The organism is Pseudomonas sp. RL_5y_Pfl2_69, from assembly GCF_963970465.1.
GTDB lineage: Bacteria > Pseudomonadota > Gammaproteobacteria > Pseudomonadales > Pseudomonadaceae > Aquipseudomonas.
This window is the reverse complement of record NZ_CAXAOU010000005.1, coordinates 231,658-250,375: the sequence shown is the minus strand read 5'-3', so window position 1 is coordinate 250,375 and position 18,718 is coordinate 231,658. Positions and strand designations below refer to the sequence as shown.

Annotated in this window: 13 protein-coding genes; 11 read left to right on the top strand and 2 right to left on the bottom strand. The window is 59.8% G+C overall.

Annotated elements, in window-relative coordinates; translation table 11 throughout:
* The first annotated feature begins 78 nt into the window (after nt 1–78).
* The 8 genes from AACY07_RS11305 to AACY07_RS11270 are packed head-to-tail and all read left to right on the top strand — an operon-like array spanning nt 79 to nt 8,009.
* Nucleotides 79–1,002, top strand: coding sequence for a branched-chain amino acid transaminase (locus AACY07_RS11305; protein ID WP_019825360.1), 924 nt, complete (start codon nt 79–81; stop codon nt 1,000–1,002).
* Nucleotides 1,003–1,060: 58 nt separating this feature from the next.
* Entirely contained in the window at nt 1,061–2,095 is a 1,035-nt protein-coding gene (gene waaF / locus AACY07_RS11300) for a lipopolysaccharide heptosyltransferase II (RefSeq protein ID WP_339474847.1), read from the top strand.
* The gene (waaC, locus tag AACY07_RS11295; RefSeq protein WP_219262157.1) at nt 2,096–3,157 is read left to right on the top strand and encodes a lipopolysaccharide heptosyltransferase I; all 1,062 of its coding nucleotides are present in this window, start codon (nt 2,096–2,098) and stop codon (nt 3,155–3,157) included.
* Nucleotides 3,157–4,278, top strand: a complete 1,122-nt coding sequence (locus tag AACY07_RS11290; protein ID WP_133076690.1) for a glycosyltransferase — start codon at nt 3,157–3,159, stop codon at nt 4,276–4,278. The genes waaC and AACY07_RS11290 overlap by 1 nt, the downstream gene beginning before the upstream one ends.
* On the top strand, nt 4,278–5,084 hold the full coding sequence (gene rfaP / locus AACY07_RS11285; RefSeq protein ID WP_339474846.1) for a lipopolysaccharide core heptose(I) kinase RfaP: 807 nt from the start codon (nt 4,278–4,280) through the stop codon (nt 5,082–5,084). The genes AACY07_RS11290 and rfaP overlap by 1 nt, the downstream gene beginning before the upstream one ends.
* Nucleotides 5,084–5,818 (top strand): lipopolysaccharide kinase InaA family protein, encoded by a 735-nt coding sequence (locus tag AACY07_RS11280; RefSeq protein ID WP_019825369.1) that lies wholly within the window; start codon nt 5,084–5,086, stop codon nt 5,816–5,818. The genes rfaP and AACY07_RS11280 overlap by 1 nt, the downstream gene beginning before the upstream one ends.
* Nucleotides 5,815–6,567, top strand: a complete 753-nt coding sequence (locus AACY07_RS11275) for a lipopolysaccharide kinase InaA family protein (protein ID WP_339474845.1) — start codon at nt 5,815–5,817, stop codon at nt 6,565–6,567. Before AACY07_RS11280 ends, AACY07_RS11275 begins: the two co-directional genes overlap by 4 nt.
* Entirely contained in the window at nt 6,567–8,009 is a 1,443-nt protein-coding gene (locus AACY07_RS11270) for a lipopolysaccharide kinase InaA family protein (protein ID WP_339474844.1), read from the top strand. Before AACY07_RS11275 ends, AACY07_RS11270 begins: the two co-directional genes overlap by 1 nt.
* A 109-nt stretch (nt 8,010–8,118) precedes the next feature.
* Here AACY07_RS11270 and AACY07_RS11265 read toward each other — a convergent pair whose 3' ends face one another.
* Nucleotides 8,119–10,197 carry a TonB-dependent receptor family protein gene (locus AACY07_RS11265; RefSeq protein ID WP_339474843.1) on the bottom strand — a complete coding sequence of 693 codons (2,079 nt, stop codon included), beginning with the start codon at nt 10,195–10,197 and terminating at the stop codon, nt 8,119–8,121.
* Nucleotides 10,198–10,347: 150 nt separating this feature from the next.
* Nucleotides 10,348–14,637 (bottom strand): membrane-targeted effector domain-containing toxin, encoded by a 4,290-nt coding sequence (locus tag AACY07_RS11260; RefSeq protein ID WP_339474841.1) that lies wholly within the window; start codon nt 14,635–14,637, stop codon nt 10,348–10,350.
* 270 nt (nt 14,638–14,907) lie between these two features.
* On the opposite strand from AACY07_RS11260, the gene AACY07_RS11255 reads away from it, so the two are divergent.
* Genes AACY07_RS11255 through AACY07_RS11245 form a run of 3 tightly spaced genes read left to right on the top strand, consistent with a single transcriptional unit; the run spans nt 14,908 to nt 18,675 of the window.
* Entirely contained in the window at nt 14,908–16,665 is a 1,758-nt protein-coding gene (locus AACY07_RS11255; protein WP_133076683.1) for a carbamoyltransferase family protein, read from the top strand.
* Nucleotides 16,649–17,779 carry a glycosyltransferase gene (locus AACY07_RS11250; protein WP_339474840.1) on the top strand — a complete coding sequence of 377 codons (1,131 nt, stop codon included), beginning with the start codon at nt 16,649–16,651 and terminating at the stop codon, nt 17,777–17,779. Before AACY07_RS11255 ends, AACY07_RS11250 begins: the two co-directional genes overlap by 17 nt.
* Entirely contained in the window at nt 17,779–18,675 is an 897-nt protein-coding gene (locus AACY07_RS11245; protein WP_133076681.1) for an antimicrobial resistance protein Mig-14, read from the top strand. The genes AACY07_RS11250 and AACY07_RS11245 overlap by 1 nt, the downstream gene beginning before the upstream one ends.
* The last annotated feature ends 43 nt before the right edge of the window (nt 18,676–18,718 follow it).

The following is an 18,718-nucleotide window of genomic DNA, read 5'->3' as shown; positions in this document are numbered from 1 at the left end:
TCCGGCGGGTCCATAAGGTCCGTCCAATTTGCCTGACGCCTCGTGGCGCGGGTGCTGGATTCTTTGAGGAGCGTAATGATGTCGATGGCTGATCGTGATGGTGTGATCTGGTATGACGGCAAGCTGGTGCCGTGGCGTGATGCTACGACGCACGTGCTGACCCATACATTGCACTACGGCATGGGCGTGTTTGAAGGTGTACGCGCTTACGAAACCCCGCAGGGCGCGGCGATTTTCCGCTTGCAGGCGCACACTGACCGCCTGTTCGATTCGGCCCACATCATGGGCATGAAGATCCCGTTCAGCAAAGACGAAATCAACGAAGCGACCCGCATTGCGGTGCGCGAAAACAACCTCGACAGCGCCTACATCCGCCCGATGGTGTTCTACGGATCCGAAGCCATGGGCCTGCGCGCCACTGGCCTCAAGGTCCACGTGATCATCGCGCCGTGGAGCTGGGGTGCCTACATGGGTGCCGAAGCGCTGGAAGTCGGGATCAAGGTGCGCACCAGCTCCTTTACCCGTCACCACGTGAACATTTCCATGACCCGGGCCAAGGCCAACGGTCATTACATCAACTCGATGCTGGCCCTGCAGGAAGCGATTTCCGGCGGTGCCGACGAAGCGCTGTTGCTGGATCCGGAAGGTTTCGTGGCCGAAGGCTCGGGCGAGAACGTGTTCCTGGTCAAGGATGGCGTGATTTACACCCCGGACGTGACGGCTTGCCTGAACGGCATCACCCGCAGCACGATCCTGACCCTGGCCACCGAGCTGGGTTACAAGTTTGTTGAAAAACGCATTACCCGCGACGAGGTGTATATCGCCGACGAAGCGTTCTTCACCGGCACTGCCGCTGAAGTGACGCCGATTCGCGAAGTCGACGGGCGTCATATCGGTATCGGCCGCCGTGGCCCGATCACCGAAAAACTGCAAAAAGCCTATTTCGACCTGGTGACCGGCAAGACAACGGATCACCCAGAGTGGCGTACACTGGTCAAATAAAGCGATATGGCACTACAGCAGGGAGGCGAATGCCTCCCTTGCTTGTTTATGGAAACTTATGAATATTTTGATCGTTGGGCCCAGCTGGGTCGGTGACATGGTGATGGCGCAGACACTGTTTCAGTGCCTCAAGCAGCGCCACCCGCAGTGCGAAATCGATGTGCTGGCCCCCGAGTGGAGCCGGCCCATCCTTGAGCGCATGCCGCAAGTGCGCAAGGCCTTGAGCTTTCCGCTCGGCCACGGCGCGCTTGAACTGGCCACGCGACGCAAGATCGGCAAGTCCCTCAAGGGCCAATACGATCAGGCAATCTTGCTGCCCAACTCGCTGAAATCAGCCCTCGTGCCGTTCTTTGCGGGCATCCCCAAGCGCACCGGCTGGCGTGGCGAGTTTCGTTATGGCGTGCTCAACGATGTGCGCAAGCTCGACAAAGAACGCTACCCGTTGATGATCGAGCGTTTCATGGCGCTGGCCTATGAGCCGGGTGCCGACCTGCCCAGGCCTTATCCGCGCCCGGCCTTGCAGATCGATCCGCAAAGCCGTGCCGGCGCACTGGCAAAATTTGGCCTGGAACTGGACCGCCCGGTGCTGGCGCTGTGCCCGGGTGCCGAGTTTGGCGAGTCCAAGCGCTGGCCGTCCGAGCACTACGCCAAAGTTGCCGAGCAAAAGATCCGCGAAGGCTGGCAGGTGTGGTTGTTCGGCTCCAAAAACGATCACGCTGTGGGCGAAGACATCCGCTCGCGGTTGATCCCCGGGCTGCGTGAAGAGTCGGTCAACCTGAGCGGCGAGACCTCGCTGGCCGAGGCCATTGATTTGCTGTCGTGCGCCGATGCCGTGGTGTCCAACGACTCCGGGCTGATGCACGTGGCTGCTGCGCTGAACCGCCCGCTGGTGGCGGTCTACGGCTCCACATCGCCGGGTTTTACCCCGCCGTTGGCCGACAAGGTCGAAATCGTGCGCCTGGGGCTCGAGTGCAGCCCGTGTTTTGATCGCACCTGCCGCTTTGGCCACTACAACTGCCTGCGCGAACTGATGCCGCAGCCTGTGGTTGAAGCCTTGCAGCGTTTGCAGGGCTCACCGGTCGAGGTCAACTAGGTGCGCGTTCTGTTGGTCAAAACCTCATCCCTTGGGGATGTGATCCATGCCTTGCCCGCGTTGACCGATGCGGCGCGGGCGATTCCGGGCATCACGTTTGACTGGGTCGTGGAAGAAGGCTTTGCCGAAATTCCGACCTGGCACCCGGCAGTGGGCAAGGTTATTCCGGTAGCGATTCGCCGTTGGCGCAAAAATATCTGGGAAACCATCAAGAGCGGTGAGTGGCGTCGCTTCAAGCAAAGCCTGCGCGCCGAGCAATACGACCTGGTGATCGATGCCCAGGGCCTGGTCAAAAGTGCCTGGCTGACCCGCTATGTAAACGCCCCGGTGGCCGGTCTGGATAAAGACTCTGCCCGTGAACCGCTGGCCAGCCGCTTTTATCAGCGGCGTCTGGCGGTGGCTCGCGGGCAGCACGCGGTCGAGCGTTTACGCCAATTGTTTGCCGTGGCGCTGGGCTACGACCTGCCCAAAGGGTTGGGTGATTATGGCCTCGACGTTGAGCGCCTGATTGAATTACCGCGCAAGAAGCCTTACGTATTGTTCTTGCACGGCACCACGTGGGACACCAAGCACTGGCCCGAAGTGTACTGGCGTGACCTGGCCCTGCGGATGGGGCACATGGGTGTCGAAGTGCGTTTGCCCTGGGGCAACCCGGCAGAGAAGGCCCGTGCCGAGCGCATTGCCAGCGGTCTGAGCAACGCAGTGGTGCTGCCCAAGCTGAATCTGGCGGGGGTTGCCAAGGTATTGGCCAGCGCCAGCGCCTGTGTCGCGGTCGACACCGGGCTGGGGCATCTGGCGGCGGCGCTGGATGTGCCGACCATCTCCCTGTTTGGCCCCACCAATCCGGGCCTGACCGGTGCTTATGGCAAGGTGCAAATCCACCTGGCCAGCGATTTTCCGTGCGCACCGTGCCTGCAGAAAAAATGCACCTACACTCCGACTGCACAGGACCAGCAGCGGTTTGATCTGAAAAACGAGTGGCCGTTGTGCTTCACCCGTTTGAACCCTGAGCGTGTCGCGAGTCGATTAAGCACGTTGTTACTGGCTGAGGAACTGCGCTGATGCAACTGGCTTTTGTGCTGTACAAATATTTCCCGTTTGGCGGGCTGCAACGCGATTTCATGCGCATTGCGCTGGAGTGCCAGAAACGCGGCCATCAAATTCGCGTCTACACCATGATCTGGGAGGGTGACATTCCCCCCGGTTTTGAAGTGCTGGTGGCGCCGGTCAAGGCGTTCCACAACCATACCCGCAACGAAAAAATGCTCGCCTGGATGCAGGCCGACCTGGCCAAACGCCCGGTGGACCGCCTCGTCGGCTTCAATAAAATGCCGGGGCTGGACGTGTACTACGCGGCCGACGGCTGTTTTGAAGACAAGGCGCAAAACCTGCGCCATTCGTTCTATCGCTTCTTCAAGCGTTACAAACACTTTGCCGAATACGAGCGGGCGGTGTTCGACAAGAACGCCAAGACTGAAATCCTGATGATTTCCGAAGTCCAGCAGCCGCTGTTTATCAAGCATTACGATACGCCGCTTGAGCGCTTCCACCTGTTGCCGCCGGGCATTGCCCTGGACCGTCGCGCGCCCGCCAATGCGGCCGAGATTCGCGCCGGGTTCCGGCGTGAATTCAACCTGGCAGACGACGACCTGCTGATGGTGCAGATCGGTTCCGGGTTCAAGACCAAAGGCGTCGATCGCAGCCTTAAAGCCCTGGCGGCGTTGCCGGGCGAGCTTAAAAAGCGCACCAGGCTGTTTGTCATTGGCCAGGACGATCCCAAAGTCTTTCAATTACAGAGCGCCACGCTGGGGCTGGGCGATCACGTGCAGTTCCTCAAGGGGCGCAGCGATATCCCGCGCTTCCTGCTGGGCGCTGACCTGTTGATTCACCCGGCCTATAACGAAAACACCGGCACCGTGCTGCTTGAAGCGCTGGTGGCAGGGTTGCCGGTGCTGGTCAGCGCCGTCTGTGGCTACGCCCATTACATCAGCGACGCCGATTGCGGCCGTGTACTGGACGAGCCGTTCGAGCAGGCGCAACTCAATGAATACCTGACACACATGTTGTCCGACGATGCTGCGCGCGCGGCCTGGAGCCAAAACGGCCTGGCCTACGCGCAGACGGCCGACCTCTACAGCATGCCGCAGCACGCTGCGGATGTGATTCTGGCGGAGCAACACTGATGAAACTGATTCTTGCCGAACCGTTCAAGAGCTTGTGGGCAGGACGCGATGCGTTCACCGAAGTCGAGCGCCTGGAGGGCGAGGTTTACCGCGAACTGGATGGCCGACGTACTTTGCGTACTGAAGTCGAGGGCCGCGGTTATTTTGTGAAAATCCACCGTGGCATTGGCTGGGGTGAGGTGTTCAAAAACCTGCTCACGGCCAAGTTGCCAGTGCTGGGCGCGGGCCAGGAATGGCGGGCTATCAAGCGTCTTCACGAAGTCGGCGTACCCACCATGACCGCCGTCGCGTATGGCGAAAAGGGCAGTAATCCGGCGGGGCAGCACTCGTTCATCATCACCGAAGAGCTGGCACCTACGGTCAGCCTCGAAGACTTCAGTCTCAACTGGATCAAGCAGCCGCCACAGCCAGCCCTCAAGCATGGACTGATCGCCGAAGTGGCGCGCATGACCGGCATGATGCACCGCGCCGGGGTTAACCATCGCGACTGCTACATCTGCCACTTTTTGTTGCACACCGACAAACCGGTCACGGCCAAGGATTTCCGCCTGTCGGTCATTGACCTGCACCGTGCCCAGGTTCGACCGGTCATCAGCAAACGCTGGCGCAACAAGGACCTGGCCGCGCTGTACTTTTCGGCACTGGACATTGGCCTGACCCAACGGGACAAGCTGCGCTTCCTGCGGGGTTACTTCCAGATGCCGCTGCGTCAGATCCTGCGCGAAGAAGCCCGCCTGCTGGCGTGGCTGGAAGGCAAGGCGAGCAAGCTTTATGAACGCAAACTACGTTATGGGGATGCACTGTAATGGCGGGTTGGAATCTTGAACCCGCTTACAGCGCACTCGCTTCTGATTTTGGCAGTCTGGAAGCGGTATTTGCCCTCCAGGGCGAGCACCTGACCCGCGATCCTCTTTCGGAAGTGATCCGTGTGCAGCGCGATGGCGTCAATTATTACGTCAAGCGCTATACCGGTGCGGGCAAGGGCTTGCGTCGCTATCTGGGCCGCCCTCGGGTCAAATCCGAATGGCAGAACCTCAAGCGTTTCGACAAGTGGGGCATTCCCACCGCCGAAGTCGTGGCATGGGGCCTTGAGCGCAGTGGCTTTGCCTACTCCCGTGGCGCCATGATCACCCGTGAGCTGCCCAATACCCGCGATTTGTCCGAACTGGCAGACCACCATGATCCGTTGCTCAAGGACCGTGCCTGGGTCGACTGCGTCAGCCGCCAGTTGGCGAAATGCACCCGGATCATGCACAACCACCGCTTTACCCATAACGATCTGAAGTGGCGAAACCTGCTGGTCGACGATCAGCCCAAGCTGTTTTTGATCGACTGCCCGAACGGTGATTTCTGGCGCGGTTTCTGGCTCAAATACCGCATCACCAAAGACCTGGCGTGCCTCGACAAAGTGGCCAAGTACCATTTGTCCTACACCCAGCGTTTGCGTTTTTATTTCCAATACACCGGGCGCACTACGCTCAATGCGGCGGACAAGGAACGTGTTCGCCATATCGTGCGTTTTTTTGAGGGCCGGGAATGACTGATTTTTTAGCGGATGCGGATCGGGCTTTGCTTGAGCGCAACGGACTGGCCGACTTCGATGCGCTGTGGGCTGTGCAACTGGAAGCCGTGGACGAGCCCAACACCAGCGGTGGTGGCTGGAGCAGCGTGTTTCGCATGGACCTCGAAGGCCAGGGCTTTTACCTCAAGCGTCAAAGCAACTACCTGACCCGTACCCTGCACCGGCCATTCGGCGAGCCGAGCTTCGCCCGCGAATTTCGTAATATTCAGCGTTATCAGCAAATGGGTATTCCGGCGCTGGAAGCGGTGTTTTTTGGCGAGCGAAAAGTGCCTGGCGAACATCGCGCGGTGCTCATGACCCGTGCGCTGGATGGCTGGAATGACCTCGATTCGTTGCTTGAACAATGGCCGCAACTGACCCCTGAGCAGCAGCAGGCAATTTTGCGTGAATGCGGCCTGTTGGCGCGTCGCCTGCACGCTGCGCGTCAGGTGCATGGCTGCTTTTATCCCAAGCACATTTTCTTGCAGGCTGACGGCTTGGGTTATCGCGCCCAATTGATCGATCTGGAGAAAACCCGGCCCTTGTTGCTGGGCCAGCGTGATCGGGTCAAGGACATCGAGCCGTTGCTGCGTCGTGCCCATGCCTGGAGCGATGCCGAGGTGCGGGTCTTGCTCGCTGCCTATCTGGATCAGCCTGTCGACAGTGGTCTGGTGGATGCCTGGCTGGCGCGACTGAACGTGCGTCGCAGCCACAAGGGAGCGCGCTGATGCGTTTGTCCGAACTGCAAAAGGCGGGTCGTGCGCCGGGCTTGCCGCTGAGTATCGAACTGGCCGACGCGGCCGGGCCTGCGCAATTGCAACTGCTGAGCTTGTTGCGGGTTTTGCCCGGGCAGCGTTACGTAGGCGCCGGGGTGTGGCGCGGGCGTACGGTGCTGGCCAAATTGATGGTTGGGAGCAAGGCTGCGCGCAACTTCCAGCGAGAGTTGACGGGTGTGCGCCTGCTGGCTGATCAGGGTTTGACCACGCCGAAGTTGCTGGCTGATGGTTTGCAGGAAGGCGAGGGCGGCTGGTTGCTGTTCGAGTTTCTGGAAAATGCCGAGAGCCTGGGTGACGCCTGGGGCGCGGTGCAGTCGTTGCCGGTTTTGGCAGATGAGCAAGTGGCCGTACTGGCCCAGGCGCTGGCTGCCATTGGCCAGATGCACCTCAAGGGCCTGTGGCAGGAAGACCTGCACCTGGACAACCTGTTGCGTCAGGGCGCCAAACTGTACTTGATCGATGGCGCGGGTATTTGCGTCGAAGAAGCCGGCAAGCCGCTGTCGCGACAAAAAGTCCTGGAAAACCTCGGCGTGTTCTTCGCTCAGTTGCCTAAAAGCCTTGAGCCATTTATCGAAGAATTGCTGGTGCATTACCTGCTCAGCAATGGTGAGCACGCCTTGCCGCTCGAAGCGCTGCTCAAGCAGATCGAGAAGGTTCGTGCCTGGCGCCTGAATGATTTCTTGAACAAGGTGGGTCGCGACTGCTCGTTGTTCAGCGTTGAGCGCACCGCCTTTGTCCTGCGTGCGATTCGCCGTGAAGAAGAGCCCGCGATGCTGCCGGTTCTGGCTCACGCCGATGCCTTGCTGGATCAGGGCCACTTGTATAAAACCGGTGGCGCGGCCAGTGTCGGCAAGGTTGAAGTGGCGGGCCGCACCCTGGTGGTCAAACGCTACAACATCAAGGGTTTTGCCCACTGGCTTAAACGCTTCTGGCGCCCGAGCCGTGCCTGGCACTCATGGCGCGAGGGCAATCGACTGGCGTTACTGGGCATTGCCACGCCCAAGCCGCTGGCACTGCTGGAAACCCGTTTTCTGTGGTTGCGGGGCAAGGCGTATCTGGTGACAGCGTTTTTGCCGGGGCCGGACATCATCGAGCGTTTTGCGCCCTATGTTGAGCGGGGGGATGCGCCGGAAGCCGAACTTCAGGCGCTGGATCAGCTATTTGCCGACTTGATCCGCGAGCGCATCAGTCACGGTGATCTCAAGGGGCATAACGTGTTCTGGGATGATGGCCGTTGGGCATTGATCGATCTGGACTCGATGTGCCAGCACGCCAGCCTGAGGAGTTTCGCCACCGCCTACGCCCGTGACCGGGCGCGCTTCATGCGCAACTGGCCGGTGGACAGTGCGTTGTATCAGCTGATTGACGGGCGCTTGCCCAAAGACCTTGGCTAAGACTTTGTGAGAGCGGGCTTGCTCGCGATGCAAGCGCTGCGGCCTGTCAGGCTGACCGCGTTGATGCCATCGCGAGCAAGCCCGCTCACACAGGAGCGTGCCCGTGCTGTCAGAAGCTGTACTGGGCTCCGGCTCCGGCATACCACGACCGTCCCGGCGCGGCTTCGTAGAAGCGGCTGTTACCGTCCGCCACGATCACCGAACCCACGTACTGACGGTCCAGCAGGTTGTCCAGGCGCAACGTCTGGTGGAAGGTCCAGTGTTCCACCTTCTGCTCAAACTTGGCCCGCCAGTTGAATACGGTGTAGGCCGGAGCTGCCTTGGCGGTGTTGGTGTCTTCGACATACACCTTGCTGCGGTACATGCCTTCAACGGCGGTGCTGAGCCAATCCACCGGTTTCCAGTTCACTTCGGCAAACAGCGTGGTCTGTGGAACACCGGGCAAGTAGTTGCCTTTGTCGACCGTGCCTTTGGTGCTGGCAAAGTCACTGTCGTAGGTCGCTTGCAGACGGGTATAGGCCAGGGTTGAGGTCCAATGCTCGGCCAGCTGGCTTTCTACGCCCAGTTCAAAGCCCCGGCGCAAGGTTCGGCCGGCGTTTTGGTAGGTGGTTCGTCCGCCTGTATTGCTTGCAACCACCAGTTCATCTTCGGTGGTGATCTGGAACACCGCCGCGTTGATCCGTGTGTTGTTTAGCTGGGCTTTCAGGCCCATCTCGTATTGAGTGCTTTCGGAGGGCTTGAGGCCGAAGTTAAAGCCTCGACCGCTGGGCGAGTACGCCAATTCGGCCTGTGTCGGCGTTTCAAAGCCCTTGCCCGCGCTGACATAGCCGTGCAGTTCTGGAGTGAAGGCGTACATCACGCTCATCGACGGCGTGGCTTTTTCATAGCGTTTGGTGCCGCTGTCGTCGCCGTTGCTCAAAAATTGATCATCGACGTCCATTTCCATGGTGCTGTAGCGCAAGCCGGCCTGCACGGTCCAGTTGTCCAGCGCCCAGTTGGCCTGCACATACGGGTCGAGGCTGCGGGCGGTGTCCACTTCGTCGCGCACCAGTGCGCCTTTGACGCCCAATTGGTTGCCCAGATAATTGTTATAGCCGTGACGGCTGTCCTGGCTCTGGTCGAAATCCAGGCCACCGATCAGGGTCAGGTCCCCAGGCACGCCATACACCGGTTGCAACCAGCGCAGGCTGCCGCCGTAGAACTTGCGATCGAATTGAACGACGCCGCCGCCCTGTTCGTTACCCGGCGTTCCTTTGGGGATCGCCAGATACTGAATCACACTCCGGGTGCCGGTATAGGCATTGACCTGCAGGGTCGCGTCGCCGATATAGCGCTCGTAGTTCATCCCCAATTGTTGATGGTCGATGCTTTTACGGGTGTTGTAGGTCAGGGCGTTTGGCGTTACCGAGCGCGGGTCGGCCTTGTAGGCGGCCCAGCTTTGGCCCAGCGGGTCTTGCGTGCCGTTCTGCTCAAGGCTGCTGTAGATCAGCGCCAGCTTGCTGTCTTCATCGGGCTTGAGGTTGAGCTTGGCAAACGTCTGGTCGCGGCGAGCGGCACTGTGGTCGCGGTAGCCGTCGGTGTCCATGCGCGAGGCGTCAAGCACAAAGCCCACGTCATCCGTGGCGCCCTCGGCGGTGAGGTGGTTCTTGTTCATGCCGTCGCTGCCGATCAGGGTTTCAGCGCCAATGCGCGGCGGACCTTCGCCGTCGCGGGAGAACATCTGGATCACGCCACCGGCGTTGCTGCCGTACAGGGTGGCTGCCGGGCCGCGCAGTACTTCAATGCGCTCGGCGGTGTCGAGGTTGAAGGTCGCCGCCTGCCCCTGGCCGTCCGGGGTGCTGGCTGGAATGCCATCGGCAATCAGCTTGATGCCACGTACACCAAACGCCGAGCGGGCGCCAAAGCCACGGGACGAGATCTGCAGATCCTGGGCGTAGTTCTGACGGTTTTGCACCACCAGCCCTGGCACGCGGGACAGCACCTCGGAGGCATTGATGCCTAGCTGGCCATCCTTGATTTGCTCCTGGTTAATGCTGTCGACCGAGTACGGCAGGTCAAAACTCGGGCTGGTGCTGCGCGAGCCGGTGATGACGCTGGGGTCCAGTTCAAGGGGGGCTGCGCTGAGGATGGGTGTCAGGCAGAGGCCAGGCAGTAACAGGGCAACGTGAGCAGGTACGAAATATTTCATGGGCAAATCGGGGTTCCGTGTGACGCGACCCGTCCAGGGCAACGGGATGAGGCTAGCAGAGGGCGCGCAGTTTAGCGGCTGAGGGCGGGATATCCAGTAAAACCGGGCAACGAGGGCGATATCGGATCGCCCTCGTGTGCAGGTGAAGGGTTATTGCATCTGCGTCATGTTCATGTCCCGCAAGTTCTCTATCAGATCTTGCAGGCGGTCGTAACGTTTCTGGTGGACGGGTATCCAGCTGGCTCGCTCGATATAAAACTGGCCGCCAGGGTCTGTTTGCACCGGGGTGTGCACCATTTCGTGGTTGCTCGCTCGATGGATCAGGTGTGCGCCGTCCGGCGTGGCGCTTTCAAACCTGAACATGCCGGGTGCGGTGAGCCGTTGATTGTTCTGGGTCGGGGACAGCGCAGGGATTTGCGGTTTGGTGCCGGCAATATCCATTTGCAGCCAGTAATCGTTCTTCAAGAAGGTGAAGTCGCGGTGTCTGTAATCCGTTGGCACGACTTCCCCCGTATTCATGCGCACCCCGCGGCTGGTGCCGGGGAAGACGTCGGATACCCGTACGCCGATCGCGCCCTCAAGCTCTGCCAGGCCTGGCACGCCCTGGTAGGTGTTGGCGTGGGTGTTGCCGGTGAAGGCAATCCATTTGCGAGCACCGGATTTTGCTTGGTCCGCGCGGATTGTCTGTGACGCAAAGTAGCTGAACATTTCATAGCGAATAACGTCGGCAGGTGAGCTGGCGAGGCCACCGGCCCCGGGGTGCAGGCCCCTGTGGTTGTAACTGGCCGCGCAATCAAGGGCGATGACTTCGATGCCATGTCGCCTGGCCTCGCGCACCAGCGTGCTGTACGTGTGGGGGCTTGCGGGATTGATCCCATGACCCGCGTCCTGGGCTTTGAGGAACTCATCCAGAACAATCGGCATTTTTCCGGTTTTAAAGAACTCGTCGAGAAAGGTCTGATGAAAATCAGTTTGCAGGTGCTCCAGGTACAGCACTTTCACATCCAGTTCAGCGAGCTTGCTCATTTGGGTGGTGAGCAGTTTTTTACCTGATTGATTGGAGTGGACTTCGCCTACTACGACGCCATCGGTGTGCTCATAAAGGTGTTTGAACAAGTCCTGCGGGCTTGTATCCGCTGGAACGACGGGGCGAGTGACACGGGGTTTTGCGGGCTTTGTGGCCAAGAAAGCCCGTGCGTCGGCCAGTAATCGGAGCCTGAAGTTTGAAAAAAACTGGCTGGTGCGGGTGATGTCCGGATTAGGCGAAATCCAGTTGGCATCCAGTAAGCCCTTGTTGTTCTTGACCAGATCCTGAACTTTGGCTTTGTACTCATAAGGCAAATCGTAGGCGCTGTGGATAACGTCAGGCACGGCTTCAGGCAAGTGAGTGCTGTCACCCAGCAAAGGGCTCCAGCGTTTGGTGTTGTCGGCCAGGCGGTGTTTGATTTCCCAATAACCGCTTGTACGCCGCAGTTTGTGACTGCCGCTGACGCCGCTGCTTGAACCTGCGGGCAGTTGCAAATACCAGTGACGGCCGAGCCAGCCGCTGTACACCTCAAACACCACGCCGTCTTGCTGGATATACCGGTTGTGGCTGACGCGGTAGACGCCCTGGGCGTCAGGGGTGAGGCTGTCGAGATTGACGCTGCTGATACGGGCGCTTTCGATCACGCGCTCAATCCCGGTTTTGAGCAACGGTGTTGTCGGGTCCACATCCCATATCCCTGCCGATACCTCGCGCACCGGGAGGCTGCTGCGCGCATCCGGTTTGCGCTCATCAATTACGCGCCAGCGCTCATCCAGGATGTCGTATCGGCAGGGGTAAAGCGTGCCCTGCCGGTCTTTGAGGTAGTGATGAGCTGATCCTGCGCCCATTGTGCTGAACTCATAGATTCCAGAACCGTATTCGTCACCTCTGCGCAGGGTGAGCCCTGTTGCCGCGTGACGGCTCGCCGCGCCGGGACTCAGCGTTGGTGCGGGCTGTCTGGCACGCTGGCGGATGGAACGGCCAAACACCGCAGAGCCGGCAAAGTCCGACGCGCCGTCGGTCAGGTGGGTGATGGACTCCACGAAGTGCAACAGGGCTTCGTGCCCTTCATCGCGCTGCAAGGCATCGACGCCCTGATAAATCTGGTAGATGAACCGTGCCAGTGCGATGGGCAGCAGCACCTTGGTCGGCAGCACGAAGGACACCACATCAATCACGGTCAAGGCTGCTTCCTTGGCGGTGTTGAGGTTGCTTTCCCAGGTGGAGGTCGATTGATCGTCGGCCTCGTGAATGGCATGCAAGGCTTCAGTGTCGTAGGACGCCTCAAGCAGGTGATGGCTGATCGGTTGCAGTTGAACGTTGCTCTGGCTGAGTCCCGCTTCGATCAGTGGCTTGATGTACGGTTTTTGGGCAGTGGTTACGCGGCGCATCACGTAGGTGCGTAAATCAGCACGGGACAGGATTCGACCCAGCTCGTTGCGCGAAGGCACAGTGACAAACCAGTGCTGGTCGGGGGCGCCTGGCAAGTAGCACACGAGGTCGGTCGATCCGGTAGAGGTGAACACCAGCGCGCCCGGCAGTGGCTTGTAACGCAGCATCAACAGGTGGACTTTGATCTGCGCGCCGTTGACCAGCGGGCGGCTGCTTTCAACGGGGTAATCCAGTGCCGCCTCAACCCATGCCGCCTGCTCGGCACCCAGAGTGCCCGCCATGCTGGCTTCCAGCAGGTCCAGGTTCAGCTGTGCGGCGCGCAGGGCAACGTAATGTTCCTTGCGCCAGCGTGCCTGAGGGGAATTGACCAGCAGATGGTTGAGCCTGGCTTTGTAGTTCTGCCCAATATCGAGCTGGCGTACCAAGGTCTTGAGGTAGCTGCTGGTGAGAGTGGGGTGGGGGGTGCCGTGGGCATCCTTGACCTGAGCTGTCAGGGCAAATGTCACATCCCATATGCCCACATTGGACAGCGCCAACTCACTCAGGCTGCGTCGTGTGGTCCTGTAGGTGATGGTAGGTCCGGTTCGGTCCACGCTGGCGCCAGCGGCGAACCCGGAGCCTGTGATCGGGTTAATCACCGCGCCGGTTTGCAGCGCTTCGGTGGTCGAGATGAAAAGCGCATCGGGGTCTATATCAATGCCGTGATCGGCTTTGATCTGTTGCTTGAGCCGGGTTCTGGCGTAACCCAGCAGGGTGTTGATTTGCCCGATGTCTGCCAGGGGTTCGGTGTCGGGAGCCTCTGAAGCCTCGCGCTCATGGTTAAGGCGCTCGACCGCCAGGCGCCATTTGGTTTTGTTGGCCTCAGAGGCTGTTTTGAGCCACTCGGGCAGCTGAATTTCCAGCAGCCGGGTATAGCGGGCGCGCAACAGGCTGGCGGTCTTGATGGGCAGGCTTGAATTCAGGGATTGATCGACCATCTCGACCAGTTGCTCAAGCGTGGCGCCTGGCTGATCAGTGCGCATGGATGCCCAGGCATGGCGCATGTCGCGCTTCTGTTTTTCGATCAGTTGCTCGCTGTAAAACGTCTTTACTTGCTGCTCAGGCACCGGGCTGTAGTCCACTTGCTCAAAGGCCAGTGCGCCGATACGTTCTTCTGCCAGCACACAATCGAGTAACGCCTCCCGCTGGCGCCCGTCCTTGAGTCGCGCGCTCAACTCTTGGGTCAGCGCTGCCAGTGAGGTGAAGGCTTCGAGCCCGGTGCTGGGGGTGTAGAGCACCACCGTGCGCAGGGTCTGGTCTTGCACGATGCGGGTGTCCAGAGGGTCGGCAGAAGCCCGCGGCAACTCTCTGGTGGTGATCACCAACACGCCGTGCAACAGCGAGGCGGGCTGAGGGGCCCGGCCATGCAAGGTCAGCGTGTAAAACCCGTAGGCGCCTGGCGTTGATGGCTGTTCAGGCAGGGAGAGCACCTGATTGATGGCGCTCATGGCTTGCGGGCTGAGGGTTCTGTCTTCATGGCGCAGGGTTGCTTCAGACAGGATCAGGTTCAGGGCAAAGCGTGACAGCCAGTTTTTCGGGGTAAGGGAGTCGAGTTCCTCATGGGGCGTTTGCCAGTAGTCACGGTGAGCATCCCTCACACATAGTTCAAGACTGCGCGTGGTGAACTCGAGGTATTTTTCGAGTTGTGGCACGGTGATCTCTGCGACCAGATCTTGCTCGTCCAGGGTGTAGGCATAGCTGTAAACGCGGGCTGTATTTTGCACAAAGGTCGGCACCTGGCCGGTGAGGTGGCACTGCTCGATCAGCATGCTCAGGGTTTGGCTGACGATAACGGGCGACTGGCACGGCTCGGCTGCCCGTTCGTAGTTGACGTAGAGGAAGTCGGTGCAGGCCTCTACGGGCAGTTGTGGGAAAAACATCCTTAGTCGGTGGTCTAGCGAGAGTGCGAGATCCGGGAAAGTGTCAGAAAACTTTGTCCATTCGGCTTCTAAGCCTTTGAAGTGTTCCAGGTGGCTGGGCATGCTGATTTCCTGTTGAGTGAAGCGTGCGGGTCGCACGCGACGGTGTGATCACAGGAAATCCCAACGGCGGGTGGGGGTGGGCTTACATATGTCTGGAGTACCGTGTCTTTTACGAGCAGACCTGGCGCGGCTGGGCGTGGCAAATCGCGCTGGGTCATTTGCGGTGTCTTTACGCTATAATCCCGCTCTTTAGCTGTTTCTCGCCTGGCGAGGGGCACATTATTTGTTCAGGCGCCCGCCGCCTGCCTGCATTCCAAAGAGGCTAATCCAGTGGCATTGACGATTCTTGGCCTGTCCGGCGCCCTCAGCCATGATCCCTCCGCAGCCCTCTATATCGACGGCAAGCTGGTAGCGGCGGCTGAAGAAGAACGCTTCGTGCGTGATAAGCATGCAAAGAACCGCATGCCCTACGAATCCGCAAAATTTTGCCTTGAGCAGGCGGGTATCAAACCTTCTGACGTTGATGTGGTAGCGATCCCGTTCGCTCCGATCAGCTTGTTCGGAAAGGCGCGCTGGCACTACGCCAAGCGTTATTGGTACGCCCCGGACCGCGCCCTTGACGCGATCCTGATGGGCAACCGTCGCTACAAGCGCTATCGCAACAAGATCGTGTTCTGCCTTGAGCAACTGGGTTTTGACCCGAAGAAAATCAAGATCGAACCGGTTGAGCATCACCTGGCCCACGCTTCCAGCGCTTACCACTGCTCGGGTTTCAAAGAAAAAACCGCGATCCTGGGTATCGACGGCAAGGGTGAATACGCCACGACGTTCTTCGGCTACGGCGAAAACGGCAAGATCACCAAGATCAAGGAATTCTTCGATCCTGACTCCCTGGGCGGCCTGTACGGCGCGATCACCGAGTTCCTCGGTTTCGAGATGCTGGACGGTGAATTCAAGGTCATGGGCATGGCGCCGTACGGCGACGCCAGCAAATACGATTTCTCGCGTCTGGCCTCGTTTGAAAACGGCGAACTGGTGATCAACACCGAATACGCCAACGTGATCGGCCTGCGTCGTTACAAAGAAAAAGGCAAGGGGTTCTACTTCTCGCCAAAACTGATCGAGTGGCTGGGGCCAAAGCGCGAAGGCGATATCGCCGACGAGCCGTACATCCACTACGCGGCCAGCATGCAGGCGCTGTTTGAAAAACTGTCGCTGCAAATGATCGACCACTACCTGGGTGACATCCTCAAGGAGACCGGCAAGATGGCCTTTGCGGGCGGCTGCGCGTTGAACGTGAAGCTGAACCAGAAGATCATTGCCCGTCCTGAAGTCAAGGAGCTGTTCGTGCAGCCTGCGTCCGGCGATGCCGGTACGGCGGTGGGTGCGGCAGCCTATGTGTCCCATGCTCGCGGCGTGCCGGTCGAGAAGATGGAGCACGTCTACCTCGGCCCTGCGTACAGCAACGAAGATGTGATCGCGGCCTGTGCCCGTCACCCTGGCAAGCCTGCGTATCGCAAGATCGAAGGCACCCCGGAGAAGATCGCCAAGATCATGGTCGACGGCAACCCGGTGGCCTGGTTCCAGGGCCGCATGGAGTTCGGTCCGCGTGCATTGGGCGGCCGTTCGATCATCGGTTGCCCGAGCAGCGAAGGCGTGGCTGACCGTATCAACGAACAGATCAAGTTCCGCGAGCGCTGGAGGCCTTTCTGCCCGTCGATGCTCGACACCGTTGGCCCGCAGATGATCAAGGTCGATCATCCGGCACCGTTCATGACCTTCACCTTTGAAGTGTCGGACGAGTGGAAAACCCGCGTGCCAGAGGTTGTCCATGAAGATGGCACCTCGCGTGCCCAGGTGCTCAAGCGCGAATACAACCCGCGTTACTACGACATGATGAAGGCGCTCGAAGTGCTGACCGGTAACGGTGTGTCGCTGAACACGTCGCTCAACCGTCGTGGCGAGCCGATGGTCTGCTCGCCGACGGACGCGCTGAACATGTTCTTCGGTTCCGATCTGCAGTACCTGATCATGGAAGATATTTTGGTAGTTAAAGACGGCGCCGAGACTTATGAATCGCTCGACTGAGCGTCATGTGCTGCAGTTCTGCCACGGCTATGACGGGCCGTTTCTGGACTGCGCACGCCAGTACGCCAGCCTGTTTTCCGGCACCGGGTACAAGGTCACCACGGTCTTTCTGACCGGGGCGGCCGACCCTGAAGTAGCTGCAGGCTGTGGCTCTGATGAAGTGCTGTTCATGGAGTTCAGCTCCAGGGCCATCCGTGGCCTGAAGCTGGGCGCCATCGCCAGGCTGCGCAAGATCGCAGCTTCGCGCCCTTTCAGTTTTTGCATTGCTCACCGCTTCAAGCCGATTTATATCGCTTTGTTGGCCACCGGTTTGCCGGTGATCGGTGTGCATCATGCCTTTGGCGACTATGAGCGGCGCAGCCGAAAACTGTTCGCCCACCTGTTTCGCAAGCGCCTGAGCCTGCTCGGTGTTTCGGATGCGGTGCGCGACGACATGCGCCAGTGCCTGCCCAAGTGGCCGACCGGTCGAATCAACACGCTTTATAACCGCATCGATATCGATACCGTTCAAGCCGATCAATTGTCAGGCACTCCGGCGCGTGAAGCACTGGGGCTGTCGGTCGATGGTTTTATTGTCGGCAACGTCGGTCGCCTGCATCCGGACAAGGACCAGGCTACGCTGATTCGCGGTTTTGCCACGGCGTTGCCCAATCTGCCTGCTGACAGTCAGTTGGTGATCATGGGCAAGGGCCGTCTGGAGCAAGATCTCAAAGCGCTGGCCAATGAACTCGGGGTCGGCGAGCAGGTGCTGTTTTTGGGTCAGGTACCCGATGCACGGCGCTATTTCCGGGCGTTTGATGTGTTTGCGCTGAGCTCCGATCACGAACCGTTCGGCATGGTGCTGCTTGAGGCCATGGCCGCGGGCGTGCCGTTGCTGGCCACCGCGTGTGGCGGTGCTAAAGAAGTGGTCGAGGGTGTGGGCATTCTGTTTCCACTGGGCGATGCCGAACATCTGGCTCAGGGCCTGCAGCACCTGGCGCGACTCGATGACGAGCAGCGCCTGGCCTGTGCCGAGCTGATGCTGGAACGCTTGCATGAGCGCTTCAGCGATGAAGCAGTGCGCGATACCTTCTGGCGCCTGGCGCAAGTCACCGACCTGACTGCGGAGTCCTGATGCTCAATCGATTTCAAGGCTGGCGCGAGCGCGGCTGGAGCGTTGTGGATGCTGACACCTATGCCGGTGCCTGGCAGCGTTTTGGTGGCAGCGTGGCGACCCATCCGCTGGTGGTTGAGCGCCTGGCGCAGTTGGCGGGTATCCCGGTGCGGTATCTGGCCTGGGAGCAAGGCGGCGAACTGCAGGCGGCGATCCCGACCTGGGGGCGCGACCTGGCCTTGTCCAAGGATGTGCTCAAGCGTCACGGCAAAAAAGGCCTGTTCGATCTGGGCAATGCCGAACTGATCCTGCCCGCCGCTGCGGATGCTCAAGCGCCGTTGCGTCACCGTGGGCGTTATCTGTCACAGCTCAATGAAGGCCGCTTCAGCACCCTGAAGCCTCAGGCCGAGCAGTTGGCGATGGCCCGCACGCCCGAAGAATTGTCGAAAAAGTTTCGCTACAACCAGCGCCGCGAATTGCGTTTGCTGGAGGAGGCCGGCGGCGTTGTGCGCCCGGTTTCGGAGTTTTCCAGCGTTGAGCTGGCGAGCATCTATTGCGATTTGTTCCTGCGGCGCTGGGGTTTTGTCGCCACCGGTGCCGAACGCATGGCCGAAGTGATCGAACTGTTGCGTGAACTGTTGATCGGTTCGGTGATTTTCCTCAATGATGCGCCGATTGCGATTCAACTGGTGTACCGAGCCGAGTCCCCGGAGTGGATCAGCGTGGAGTACGTCAATGGTGGCGTCGATCCTCAGACCCGCGAATTCAGCCCTGGCAGCGTGTTGAGCTTTATCAATACCCAGTCAGCCTGGGAGCAGGCCCGCAGCGTCGACAAACCTTTGCGCTTTTCGTTTGGCCGGGCTGACCGTGAGTACAAAGAGCGTTGGTGTAACCCGGTGCCCGTGTTCAAGGTCTGAAACATACGCATACAAACCTTGTGGTAGCGGGCTTGCTCGCGAT